The sequence below is a fragment of the Streptomyces sp. NPDC054842 genome (genome assembly GCF_053611025.1).
The window spans coordinates 1-12,041 of the sequence record NZ_JBSGZN010000071.1; the positions used below are offsets into that span (position 1 = coordinate 1).

Sequence of the window (12,041 nt, forward strand, 5' to 3'; positions counted from 1 at the left end):
GCCATGTGGGCAGGGTGCCCGGCCCGCCCCGGGGGCGGTGCCGCCGGGCCGGACGCTTCCCCGGAACGGGGGAACGGCGCCCACCGGGGGAGTGGGGGCCCCGTCCGCGTCAGCCCTGCGCGCCCGGCGCCGAGGCGACACCCCGGGGACCTGCCGGACCGCCCACGCCTACGAGTCGGCGCGGCGCTCCCGAACGGGCTCCGGGTCCGCCGGGGCGTCCGCGGCGTCGTACGAGGAGGTCCCGGAGTCGAGCAGCGGCTCCTGCGTCCTGAGGTGGGCCGGGGCCATGGCCCGCAGGGCGTGGTAGCCGGTGATCACGACGACGGTGCCGAGCGCGATGCCGCTCAGCGAGAAGGTGTCGGTGAAGGTCATGGTGACGTTGCCGACGCCGATGACGATGCCCGCGGCGGCCGGCACCAGATTCAGCGGGTTGCGCAGATCGACGCCCGCGTTCAGCCAGATCTGCGCGCCGAGCAGGCCGATCATGCCGTACAGGATGACGGTGATGCCGCCGAGGACGCCGCCCGGGATCGCGGCGACGACGGCGCCGAACTTGGGGCAGAGGCCGAAGAGGAGCGCGAAGCCGGCGGCGGCCCAGTAGGCGGCCGTCGAGTAGACCCGGGTCGCGGCCATCACGCCGATGTTCTCGGAGTACGTCGTGTTCGGCGGGCCGCCGACGGCCGTGGAGAGCATGGAGGCGACGCCGTCCGCGGAGATCGCGGTGCCCAGCTTGTCGTCCAGCGGGTCGCCGGTCATCTCGCCGACGGCCTTCACGTGCCCGGCGTTCTCGGCGACGAGGGCGATCACCACCGGCAGCGCGACGAGGATCGCCGACCACTGGAAGCTCGGCCCGTGGAAGGACGGCAGGCCGACCCAGTCCGCCGAGCCGACCCCGGAGAGGTCGAGCCGCCAGTGGTCGGTGAGCTTGCCGCTCGCGTCCACCGAGTGGATCCGGCCGAAGACCCGGTCGAACACCCAGGAGATCGCGTAGCCGAAGACCAGGCCCAGGAAGATCGCCACGCGGGACCAGAAGCCGCGCAGGCACACCACGGCCAGGCCCGTGAACAGCATGACGAGGAGCGCCGTCCACTGGTCCTGCGGCCAGTAGGTGGTGGCGGTCACGGGCGCGAGGTTGAAGCCGATCAGCATGACGACCGCGCCGGTGACGACCGGGGGCATGGCCGCGTGGATGATCCGCGCCCCGAACCGCTGCACGGCGAGCCCCACGAGGAACATCGCGGCGCCCACCACCAGGACCGCGCCGGTCACGGTGGCGCTCGTGCCGCCCTGGGCGCGGATCACCGCGGCCACGCCCACGAAGGACAGCGAGCAGCCGAGGTAGCTGGGCACCCGGCCGCGGGTCGCGAGCAGGAAGATCACGGTCGCGACGCCGGACATCATGATCGCGAGATTGGGGTCGAGGCCCATCAGCACGGGTGCGACGAAGGACGCCCCGAACATGGCCACCACGTGCTGGGCGCCGAGCCCGGCCGTGCGGGGCCACGACAGGCGTTCGTCGGGGCGGACCACCGCTCCGGGCGCGGGCGTGCGCCCGTCACCGTGCAGCTTCCAGCGCACGCCGAGATTCATGGTGATGCTTCGCTTTCTTCGTACGTGAAATGTGTCCGGACCATTGTCAGGGCTGTGCGGGGGTCCTACGCTCACCGGGTCCTGCTCGTGAACTGCGTTCATGTACTTGATCGGAGTGCTCGATGCGCGCACGCTCGCGCCTGGGTGTCGTCCTGGTGGCCGTGGCCGCCCTCGCCGCCGGTGTCACCCCCACCGCCACCGCCCACGAGGCCCCCCGCGCCCCGAGAACCGTCGTCCTGGACGGTGCCGGGCTCCAGCGGGCCAAGGCCCGGCTCGACCGCGGCGATCCCCGGCTCGTGAGCGCGCTCCGCGGCCTGACGGCCCGCGCCGACGGCTGGCTGGACCAGGGCCCCTGGACGGTGGTCGACAAACCCCGCCCGGCGCCCGGCGGCGACGTGCACGACTATCTGAGCCAGGCCCCCTACTGGTGGCCCTCGCAGCCCAGGACCGCGGACAACCCCTGGGGCTGCCCCTACGTCCAGCGGGACGGGCAGCGCAATCCCGAGGTCGACACCGGCACCGACCGTCAGGACGCGGAGAAGGTCTTCGACTCCACCTACGACCTGTCCCTGGCCTGGTACTACACCGGGCAGCGGCGGTACGCCGAGAAGGCGGCCTCGGTGCTGCGGACCTGGTTCCTCGACCCGGACACCCGGATGAACCCGAACCTGGACCACGGGCAGTTCATCCCGTGCCGGTACGACGGCCGGGCCATCGGCATCATCGACTTCTCGCAGTCGTACACCAGCGTCCTCGACGCCGTCGCGATCCTGGAGGCCGGCGCCCCGGGCTGGACGAAGGGCGACCGCTCCGCGATGCGCGAGTGGAACACGGGCTTCCGCGACTGGCTGACCGACAGCCCCTTCGGCCGGGAGGAGGGCGCCGCGAAGAACAACCACGGCACCTTCTACGACCTGCTGGTCGCCGCCCTGGCCTCCGCGACCGGCGACCGGGACCTCGCCCGGCGGACCGTCCTGGACGCGCGGTCCGCGCGCATCGACCCGCAGATCGCCGCCGACGGCAGCCAGCCGCAGGAGCTGGCCCGCACCCGCAGCTGGCACTACTCGACCTTCGACCTGGTCGCCTGCACCCGGCTCGCGGCCGTCGGCCGGCACGTCGGCGTGAACCTCTGGGCGTACGAAGGACCGGACGGGCAGAGTCTGTTCAAGGCCGTCCGCTTCCTGCTGCCGGCCGCCACCGGGGCGAGCCCCTGGCCGTACCCGGAGCTGGAGTTCCACCGCTTCGCCGCGAGCGACGTCGTGCACGCCGCCGCCGACGCGGGGGACCGGGCCGCCCGCGCCGCGCTCCCGGAGCTGGAGGCGCCGCCCGGCGGCGACCTCTGGTACCTGCGGCCGGCGGCGGAGCAGCTGGACTCGATAGCGGGCTGACCTGCACCTCCCCGGCGGGGGCTGCTGAGCGGTTGCTTAGTATGGGGCGGTTGCACCCTTTCCTCCGGCACCCTCAGGAGCCCCGCCCGTGACCGTCGAAGCACCGCCCGCCGTACCCGCCCTGCGGGACGGCCGGCTCGTCCCCGTCACCGTCCACTTCGACGACCTGGACGCCCTCGGACTCCTCCACAACGCCCGCTATCCCGTCCTGGTCGAGCGTGCCTGGACCGCCCTGTGGCACGAGCGCGGCTTCGGCTTCGAGGGCGACTGGGAGGCGGCGGGCGACTTCTGCAACGCGGTCAAGGAGCTGCGGATCAGCTACGAGGCCCCGGTGAACCGGCCCGGCGAGTACGCCGTCCACCTCTGGCTGGAGCGGCTCGGGAACACCGGACTGACGTACGGCTTCCGCTTCTGCTCGGCCGACGGCGCGGTGACCTACGCGCACGGCAGCCGGGTCCTCGTCCGGCTCGACGCCGGCACGCTGCGCCCCACGCCGTGGAGCGAGCGGTTCAGGGCCGTGGGCCGGGAACTGCTGCGCTCGCGGGACTGACCTGCGTGCGGTTGCGGTCGCCGGCGCGCAGGACGCCCGCGAACACGACGAGGGCGCACGCGAGCACGGTCACCAGCCCGAACGACACCATCAGGCTGGTCGCCTGCGCCAGCGTGCCGATCGCGCTCGGCGCCACCAGCCCGGACGTGTAGGTGATGGTGGCGACGCCCGCGATGGCCAGGCTCGGGTTGGGGCCGCTGCGCCCCGCCGCCGCGAACGCCAGCGGTACGACGACCGCGATGCCGAGGCCCATCAGGGCGAAGCCCGCCATCGCGGCGGCCGGATGCCCGGCGAACACCACCAGCAGTCCACCGAGCGTGGCGAGGACACCCCCGACGCGCACGGTGTGCACGGCCCCGAAGCGGTCCACGACCTTGTCGCCGGCCAGCCGCGCGATCGCCATGGTGAGCGTGAAGCCGGTCGTCGAGGCCGCCGCGAGCCCCGCCGAGGTCTCCAGCTGGTCCCGCAGGTAGACCGCCGACCAGTCCAGGCTCGCGCCCTCGGCGAACACCGCGCAGAACCCGACCGCGCCGATGAGCAGCGCCGACTTGGGCGGCAGCGCGAAACGCGGCGGCGGCTCCTCGTCCTCCGTGGGCTTCAGGTCGAGCACCCAGCGGCAGGCGACCAGGCCGAGCACGGTCAGCACCGCCGACGCCAGGACGTGGTGCAGGCGCGCGTCCGAGCCGAGGTGCGCGGCGAGGGTGCCGGCCGCCGAGCCGGCCAGGGCGCCCGCGCTCCACATGCCGTGCAGCCCGGACATGATCGACCGGTCGAGACGGTTCTCGACCTCGACCCCGAGCGCGTTCATGGCCACGTCCGCCATGCCGGCGGTGGCGCCGTACGCGAAGAGCGCGAGGCACAGGGTGAGCAGGTTCGGCGCCAGGGCCGGCAGGACCAGCGACAGCGTCCACAGGGCCAGTAGCCCGCGCAGTGCCGTACGGGCGCCGAAGGTGTGCGTGATCCGGCCCGCGAGCGGCATCGCCACCGACGCCCCGATCGCCGGGAACGCGAGCGCGATGCCGAGCTGGCCCGCACCGATACCGGCGTGGTCCTGGATCCACGGCACGCGCGTGGCGAAGGAGCCGGTGACCGCGCCGTGCACCGCGAACACGGCGGCCACGGCGTACCGCGCCCGCCTCAACTCGCGCTTGTCGTAGATCACTTCGCTCATGCCCCGCTGCCCCTCCCGGACGTCCTCCGACGCTTGCCGTCGTAAACTATCAGGAACCCTGCCTGATAAATAGACGGGGTCAGGGCCCGGTGGCCCGGGGCCGCGTGCCCTCCGCATCTGGAAGGATCCCGGCATGCCCGCATCTCCGAGCACCGCCCGGGCCATCAACGACCGGCTCGCCCTGCGGCTCCTGCAGCAGGAAGGGCCCCTGACGGCCGGCCGGTTGAAGCAGCTCACGGGACTGTCCCGGCCCACCGTCGCCGACCTCGTCGAACGCCTCACCGCCGCCGGCCTGATCGCGGTCGTGGGGGAGTCCGGGGAACAGCGCCGCGGCCCGAACGCCCGGGTGTACGGCATCGTCGCCGACCGCGCGCAGCTCGCCGCGCTGGACGTCAGGACCGAGGGGGTCACGGTCGTCGTCGCGGACCTGCTCGGCGCCGAACTCGGGCGGGCCTCGCTCCCGATCGCGGGCGACGCGGGGACGGGCGCCGCCGTGGAGCAGGCCGTCGCGCTGGTCGAACGCACGGCCAAGGACGCGGGCGCGGAACGGCTGCACACGGTCGGCATCGGCGCCCCCGGCCTGATCGACCCGGCCTCCGGCGAACTGCGCGACTCCTCGGGCCTGCCGGAGTGGCACCGGCGGCTCATCGCGGCGCTCCAGGAACGCCTGCCGGCCCGGGTCCTGGTGGAGAACGAGACCAACCTCGCGGCCCTCGCCGAACAGCGCGACGGGGCGGCCCGCGACCGCGAGACCTTCGTGCTGCTGTGGCTCGGCCACGGCACCGGTGCCGCCGTCGTGCTCGACGGCGCCCTCCGCCGGGGCGCCTCCGGCGGCACGGGGGAGATCGGCTTCCTTCCGGTGCCGGGCACCACGACCCTGCCCTCGGCGACCGACTGCGAGGGCGGCTTCCACTCCCTGGCCGGGTCCGCCGCCATCGCCGCCCTCGCGGCCGAGCACGGCGTCACCGCGGTCGCGCCACCGTACGAGCCGCACGCCGCGGCCCTGGTGCGGGAGGCGGTGGCGGCCCCCGGCGACCCGGGAGCCGTCCGGTTCCTCGACGTCCTCGCCGACCGCGTCGCCATCGGCGCCGCCTCGGTCATCGCCGTGCTGGACCCCGGCTGCGTGGTCCTCGGCGGCGAGACCGGGCAGGCGGGCGGGCAGGCGCTGGCCTCACGCGTCTCGCGGCGGCTCCTGCGCATGTCGCCGCTGCCGACGGAGGTCCGGGCGAGTGCGCTCGGCGGTACGGCCGTCCTGCGCGGCGCGCTCCTGACGGCCCGCGACGGCGCCCAGGACGCGCTGTTCCCGCCGGGGGACCGTGCGGTGCCGCGCCCGGCCTCGGGCTGAGGCGGGAGGCTTTCGGGGCACGCGCGGGCGGCCAGGGTTCCGGGGCTCGCGTCGACGCCATGGACTCCCGGGCTCGCGCCGACGCTCGGACTCCCGGCCGGCACTTCCACGCCGGGCCGTGAGCGCCGTACGGGGACCGCCTTGGCAGGCAGGCAGCGTGCGGCTCGTGCCCCGGTGGGGGCGGGCGCGGTGACGGGCGGGCCGCCGGGAGGTCAGAAGCGCCGCGCCAGGTACTCCTCGAAGGTCCCCTTCCCGGCGGCGTGCTCCGGGGTCAGGTGACCGCCGGCCCGCATGCCCCGGTACGCCTTGCCCGCGAGCCGCACTCCCACCAGCGGGCGCTTCTTCCCGGCGGCCCGCAGATACGCCCGCGCCAGCGAGGGGAACGTCCTGACCTCGGGTCCTCCCATGTCCTCGACGCGCCCCGCCGGAGCGCCGGCCGCCAGTTCCGCCAGCCGGTCGGCGACCTCGGAGACCTCGACGGGCTGGTCGCTCACCCCAGCCGGGAGCAGCAGCACCGGCGACTTGGAGAGCCCTTCCAGCAGCCGCACCACCAAGTCGTGGAACTGGGTCGCGCGCAGGATCGTCCAGCCGAGCCCGGACTCCTCGACGAGCTTCTCGACGGCGAGCTTGGACCGGTAGTAGCCGAGAGGCACCGCGTCCACCCCGACGATCGAGATGTAGAGCAGGTGCGGCACGTCCGCCTTCCGGGCCGCCGCGATCAGGTGCGCGGCCGCCTGCTCGTCACCGCGCGGGGCGCTCGCGCAGTGCACGATCGTGTCCACACCGGCGACGGCCGCGTCCAGGCCGGGCCCGCCGGCGCGCAGGTCGACGGCGTACGGCTGCGCGTGCCTGCTGAGCACCCGCACCTCGTGGCCGTCCGCGCGCAGCCGCTCCGTGACGAGCCGGCCGAGGGTTCCGGTGCCGCCGGTCACCAGGATTGTGCTCATGTCGTTCAGCCCTTCGGGACGCCGGACGTCCCCGACTGGAACGCCCTCGCTCCGGTACGACCGGAAAACGGCCGTGGAATGTGACATCCCCGCCGGGGCCGCCGGGTCGGCGTCCCGGCCGCGCTTGCCGGCCGTCCCCTCCATGGTGAGACCCGGCGGCGGGCAAGGGCCTTTCGTCACCGCCGCCGGGCCGCTCGGGGGCCGCTCAAGGGGCCGTGATCGCCGACCCTAAGAGGACTAGACCAGAGCGTCAATAGGTATGGACCAAACCTGGAATCCCGTAGCGCTTACCGGAGTTGACCTGGCCAGAGCGCGGTACAGAAGTCCATGGAACCGTCCTGTGAGCCACCACACAGGGGTTCACCCGCACGGGTGCCGATCAGCGTGGCACACTGGCCCTGTACCAGAAGCAGCGCACTCCGGGGTCGGTGTAATTCCGAACCGGCGGTTACAGTCCGCGACCCGGCCGCATCCAGTGGCCGGTTGACCAGGTGAAATTCCTGGACCGACGGTGAAAGTCCGGATGGGAGGCAGTGCGCGGCGGGCGGGCATCATGCACGCCGCCGTAGTAGGTCCGTTCCCTGTGGACGGACCTCCGTCCGGCGTCGCCCCTGATGTCGTCGTCCGTTGATTCTGTCGTCATCGACAGGCCCCGGAGTCCGTGCCCCAAGAGGCAGGGAGGACCCGGGAAGTGTTCACCGGAATCGTCGAAGAGCTGGGCGAGGTCACCGCCGTCGAGAACCTCGGCGACGCGTCCCGCTTCAGGCTCCGCGGACCCGTGGTGACTCAGGACGCCCAGCACGGCGACTCCATCGCGGTGAACGGCGTCTGTCTGACCGTCGTGGACCACGAGGGCGACGAGTTCACCGCCGACGTCATGGCGGAGACCCTGGACCGCTCCAGCCTCGGCGCCCTGTCCGTCGGATCGCGCGTCAACCTCGAACGCCCCACCGCCGTCGGCGCCCGTCTCGGCGGGCACATCGTGCAGGGCCACGTCGACGGCACCGGCACGGTCCTGGAGCGCCGGCCCTCGGAGAACTGGGAGATCGTGAAGGTCTCCCTGCCCGCGAGCCTGTCCCGGTACGTGGTCGAGAAGGGCTCCGTCACGGTCGACGGCATCAGCCTCACCGTGGTCGAGGCGGGCCCCGACTTCTTCACCGTCAGCCTCATCCCCACCACGCTCGCGCTGACCACGCTCGGCCTCAAGCAGGCCGGCGACCCGGTCAACCTCGAGGTCGACATCATCGCCAAGTACGTCGAGCGGCTGCTCGGCGCGCGGGCTGAGCAGCCGGCCGGGCTGCCTGGCCTCCCGGGGGCGGCGTCGTGAACTGGCTGAACTCCGAGGCGTTCACGCTGTTCGGCCAGCACATCAAGTGGTCGGACATGATCGGCAACACGATCGGTCTGATCGCCCTCGCCCTCGGCTGGCGGCGCTCCATATGGACCTGGCCCGTGCAGTTCCTGTCCGGCGTCATCCTGCTCGCCGCCTTCGCCACGGCCCACCTCTCGGGCAGCGCCGGCAAGCAGGTCGTCGTCATGGCCGTCGCCCTCTGGGGCTGGTGGCAGTGGAACCGCGGCCGGGGCGGGGCGCAGGACGGCTCCATCGCCGTCCGCTTCGCCACCTGGCGCGAACGCGCCTGCCTGGTGGCCGGCGCCGCGGTCGGCACCCTCGCGGTCGGCGGCCTCTTCACGGCCTACCCCACGCTCTCGTGGGACCCCTGGCCGGACGCGTACATCTTCGTCGGCACCGTCGTCGCCATGTACGCCCAGGCGCGCGGCATGGTCGAGTTCTGGTTCGCCTGGCTGCTCGTCGACCTGGTGGGCGTCCCCCTCAACTTCGCCAACGGCTTCGCCTTCTCCGGTTTCGTCTACGTCGTCTACGGCGCGCTCGTCCTGTGGGGCATGCGCGACTGGTGGCTGCGCTCCCGCCGGAGTTCGCGGCCCACCCTGGAAGGAGCCCCGGCATGACCACGGCGCCCGTCTGGTACAGCACCGACAACATCGAGGACTTCGCGCTCGACCCGGTCGAGCGGGCCATCGCCGACATCGCGGCCGGCCGCCCGGTCGTGGTCGTCGACGACGAGGACCGCGAGAACGAGGGCGACCTCGTCATCGCGGCCGAGAAGGCGACCCCCGAGATCATCGCCTTCATGATGAGCGAGTGCCGCGGTCTGATCTGCGCGCCCATGGAGGGCGACGAACTGGACCGCCTCCAGCTCCCTCAAATGGTGGACAACAACACCGAGTCGATGAAGACGGCCTTCACGGTCTCCGTCGACGCGAGCGGCGCGCACGGCGTCACCACCGGCATCTCCGCGGCCGACCGCGCCACCACCCTGCGGCTCCTCGCGGACGGCGGCTCCGAGGCGGGCGACTTCGTGCGCCCCGGCCACATCTTCCCGCTGCGCGCCAAGCCCGGCGGCGTCCTGGTCCGCAACGGCCACACCGAGGCGGCCGTCGACCTCGCCCGCCTCGCCGGCCTGCGCCCCGCGGGAGCGATCGTCGAGATCGCCGGCGAGGACGGCCACATGCTGCGGCTGCCCGAGCTGATCCCCTTCGCCCGCAAGCACGGCCTGACGATCATCTCCATCGAGGACCTGATCGCCTACCGCCGCACCGCCGAGCCGACCGTGCGCCGCGAGGCCGAGGTCCAGCTCCCCACCGCCTTCGGCGAGTTCACCGCGTTCGGCTACCGCTCCACCGTGGACGGCGTCGAGCACGTCGCCCTGGTCCACGGCGACATCGGCGACGGCCAGGACGTCCTCGTCCGCATCCACTCCGAGTGCCTCACCGGCGACGTCTTCCACTCGCTGCGCTGCGACTGCGGCCCCCAGCTGGAGGCGTCCCTGCTCAACATCCAGGCCGAGGGCCGCGGAGTCGTCGTCTACCTGCGCGGGCACGAGGGGCGCGGCATCGGACTGCTGTCCAAGCTGCGCGCCTACGAACTCCAGGAGCGCGGCCGTGACACCCTCGACGCCAACCTGGAGCTGGGTCTGCCCGCGGACGCCCGCGACTACGGCGCCGGCGCGCAGATCCTCCAGGACCTCGGTGTCCGCAGCCTGCGCCTGATGACCAACAACCCGGAGAAGACCGAGGCGCTCGTGCGGCACGGCCTGGAGGTCATCCGCCGGGAGCCGATGCCCGTCCAGGCGGGCGAGCACAACCTCCGCTACCTGCGCACCAAGCGGGACCGGATGGGGCACGACCTGCCCTGGCTGGACGCGACCGCCGTGTCGGCCTGCAACAACCAGTAACAGCACGAACCGCACGAACTGCATCAACGCATCAACTGCACGAACAGCACGAGCAGTACGAGAAAGAACGCTGAGGAGAGACGTGAGCGGCAAGGGTGCACCTGAACTGTCCGTACGCAACTGCGGCGACCTGCGCGTCGCGGTCATCGCGGCACAGTGGCACGAAAAGGTGATGGACGGCCTCGTGGACGGCGCCCTGCGCGCCCTGCACGAACTGGGGATCGACGAGCCGACCCTGCTCCGGGTCCCGGGCAGCTTCGAACTCCCGGTCGTCGCGAAGGTCCTCGCGGGCCGCGGCTACGACGCGATCGTCGCGCTCGGCGTCGTCATCCGCGGCGGGACCCCGCACTTCGAGTACGTCTGCCAGGGCGTCACCCAGGGACTGACCCAGGTCTCCATCGAGACCGGCGTCCCCGTCGGCTTCGGCGTGCTGACCTGCGACACCGAGGAGCAGGCGCTCGACCGCGCGGGCATCGAGGGCTCCCGCGAGGACAAGGGGCACGAGGCGGTGACCGCGGCCGTGGCGACCGCGGCCACACTGCGCTCGGTATCCGAACCCTGGCGCTGAGGCACCGGCGCTTGCGCGTAGGGTAGGCAGCACCATGTCCAAGAAGACTTTCGAGGAGCTCTTCACCGAGCTCCAGCACAAGGCCGCCAGCGGCGACCCCGCCACTTCCCGCACCGCCGAACTGGTCGGGAAGGGGGTCCATGCCATCGGCAAGAAGGTCGTCGAAGAGGCCGCCGAAGTGTGGATGGCCGCCGAGTACGAGGGCAAGGAGGCAGCCGCCGAGGAGATCTCGCAGCTGCTCTACCACGTCCAGGTGATGATGGTCGCCCGCGGCATCACCCTCGACGACGTCTACGCCCACCTCTGAGCCGTCCCCCGCTCCCGCACCGTACGAACGAACGAACAAAGGAAGCCGACCTCATGCTGCGCATCGCCGTCCCCAACAAGGGTTCCCTGTCAGGCCCTGCGGCGGAGATGCTGCATGAGGCCGGCTACCAGCAGCGCCGGGAGTCCAAGGAGCTGCGCATCGTCGACCCGGTCAACGAGGTCGAGTTCTTCTACCTCCGCCCCCGCGACATCGCGATCTACGTCTCCTCCGGGCGGCTCGACATCGGCATCACCGGCCGCGACCTGCTCATCGACTCCGGGGCCAACGCGGAGGAGATCCTCCCGCTCGGCTTCGCCCGCTCCACCTTCCGCTTCGCCACCAAGCCGGGCACGGCCACGACGGTCGAGGACCTCACCGGCATGACCGTCGCCACCTCCTACGAGGGCATCGTCGACAAGTACCTCGCCGACAAGGGCGTCGACGCCTCCGTCGTGCACCTCGACGGAGCCGTCGAGACCGCCATCGAGCTCGGCGTCGCCGAGGTCATCGCGGACGTCGTCGAGACCGGCACCTCGCTGCGCAACGCGGGCCTGGAGGTCTTCGGCGAGCCCATCATGAAGTCCGAGGCCGTCGTCGTCCGGCGGGTCGGCGCGGACGTCGACGAGGCCACCGAGCCCAAGGTCCAGCAGTTCCTCCGCCGCCTCCAGGGCGTCCTGGTCGCCCGGACGTACGTGATGATGGACTACGACTGCCGCGCCGAGCACCTGGAGCGGGCCGTCGCGCTCACCCCGGGCCTGGAGTCGCCGACCATCTCGCCCCTGCACAACGAGGGCTGGGTCGCCGTCCGCGCGATGGTCCCCGCCAAGGAAGCCCAGCGGATCATGGACGACCTGTACGAGCTCGGCGCGCGGGCCATCCTCACCACCGCCATCCACGCCTGCCGGCTCTGACCGGGAGACG

General features: G+C 72.6%; 12 protein-coding genes and 1 riboswitch. Of the genes, 9 read left to right on the top strand and 3 right to left on the bottom strand.

The features are described 5' to 3' along the window. Nucleotides 1-168: 168 nt before the first annotated feature. Nucleotides 169-1,590 carry a uracil-xanthine permease family protein gene (locus tag ACWGIS_RS34110; RefSeq protein WP_453366375.1) on the bottom strand — a complete coding sequence of 474 codons (1,422 nt, stop codon included), beginning with the start codon at nt 1,588-1,590 and terminating at the stop codon, nt 169-171. Between the two features lie 122 nt (nt 1,591-1,712). Here ACWGIS_RS34110 and ACWGIS_RS34115 point away from each other — a divergent pair, with 122 nt between their 5' ends. Together ACWGIS_RS34115 and ACWGIS_RS34120 are read left to right on the top strand one after the other, a co-directional pair. Next, nucleotides 1,713-2,978, top strand: a complete 1,266-nt coding sequence (locus ACWGIS_RS34115) for an alginate lyase family protein (RefSeq protein WP_453366376.1) — start codon at nt 1,713-1,715, stop codon at nt 2,976-2,978. Between the two features lie 88 nt (nt 2,979-3,066). After that, nucleotides 3,067-3,528: an acyl-CoA thioesterase gene (locus ACWGIS_RS34120; RefSeq protein WP_453366377.1), complete on the top strand. Its 462-nt coding sequence runs from the start codon at nt 3,067-3,069 to the stop codon at nt 3,526-3,528. Here the strand turns inward: ACWGIS_RS34120 and ACWGIS_RS34125 are convergent. Continuing rightward, nucleotides 3,488-4,699, bottom strand: coding sequence for an MFS transporter (locus ACWGIS_RS34125; RefSeq protein WP_453366378.1), 1,212 nt, complete (start codon nt 4,697-4,699; stop codon nt 3,488-3,490). The genes ACWGIS_RS34120 and ACWGIS_RS34125 overlap by 41 nt on opposite strands. A 133-nt stretch (nt 4,700-4,832) precedes the next feature. Here ACWGIS_RS34125 and ACWGIS_RS34130 point away from each other — a divergent pair, with 133 nt between their 5' ends. Continuing rightward, nucleotides 4,833-6,044: an ROK family transcriptional regulator gene (locus ACWGIS_RS34130; RefSeq protein ID WP_453366379.1), complete on the top strand. Its 1,212-nt coding sequence runs from the start codon at nt 4,833-4,835 to the stop codon at nt 6,042-6,044. Nucleotides 6,045-6,256: 212 nt separating this feature from the next. Here the strand turns inward: ACWGIS_RS34130 and ACWGIS_RS34135 are convergent, their stop codons facing one another. Then, the gene (locus ACWGIS_RS34135; protein WP_453366380.1) at nt 6,257-6,991 is read right to left on the bottom strand and encodes an SDR family oxidoreductase; all 735 of its coding nucleotides are present in this window, start codon (nt 6,989-6,991) and stop codon (nt 6,257-6,259) included. A gap of 410 nt (nt 6,992-7,401) precedes the next feature. Then, a riboswitch (FMN riboswitch) is annotated at nt 7,402-7,532 on the top strand. 150 nt (nt 7,533-7,682) lie between these two features. Here ACWGIS_RS34135 and ACWGIS_RS34140 point away from each other — a divergent pair. The 6 genes from ACWGIS_RS34140 to hisG all read left to right on the top strand — a co-directional run bounded on the left by ACWGIS_RS34140 (nt 7,683) and on the right by hisG (nt 12,031). After that, on the top strand, nt 7,683-8,318 hold the full coding sequence (locus tag ACWGIS_RS34140; protein WP_453366381.1) for a riboflavin synthase: 636 nt from the start codon (nt 7,683-7,685) through the stop codon (nt 8,316-8,318). After that, nucleotides 8,315-8,959, top strand: coding sequence for a nicotinamide mononucleotide transporter family protein (locus ACWGIS_RS34145; protein ID WP_453366382.1), 645 nt, complete (start codon nt 8,315-8,317; stop codon nt 8,957-8,959). Before ACWGIS_RS34140 ends, ACWGIS_RS34145 begins: the two co-directional genes overlap by 4 nt. Beyond that, entirely contained in the window at nt 8,956-10,245 is a 1,290-nt protein-coding gene (locus ACWGIS_RS34150) for a bifunctional 3,4-dihydroxy-2-butanone-4-phosphate synthase/GTP cyclohydrolase II (RefSeq protein WP_453366383.1), read from the top strand. The genes ACWGIS_RS34145 and ACWGIS_RS34150 overlap by 4 nt, the downstream gene beginning before the upstream one ends. Before the next feature lie 82 nt (nt 10,246-10,327). Then, complete coding sequence (gene ribH, locus ACWGIS_RS34155; protein WP_358852666.1) at nt 10,328-10,813, top strand: 6,7-dimethyl-8-ribityllumazine synthase; 486 nt, start codon at nt 10,328-10,330, stop codon at nt 10,811-10,813. A gap of 34 nt (nt 10,814-10,847) precedes the next feature. Continuing rightward, nucleotides 10,848-11,120, top strand: coding sequence for a phosphoribosyl-ATP diphosphatase (locus ACWGIS_RS34160; RefSeq protein ID WP_121404457.1), 273 nt, complete (start codon nt 10,848-10,850; stop codon nt 11,118-11,120). Nucleotides 11,121-11,173: 53 nt separating this feature from the next. Further along, the gene (hisG, locus tag ACWGIS_RS34165; protein WP_453366384.1) at nt 11,174-12,031 is read left to right on the top strand and encodes an ATP phosphoribosyltransferase; all 858 of its coding nucleotides are present in this window, start codon (nt 11,174-11,176) and stop codon (nt 12,029-12,031) included. Nucleotides 12,032-12,041: the final 10 nt, after the last annotated feature.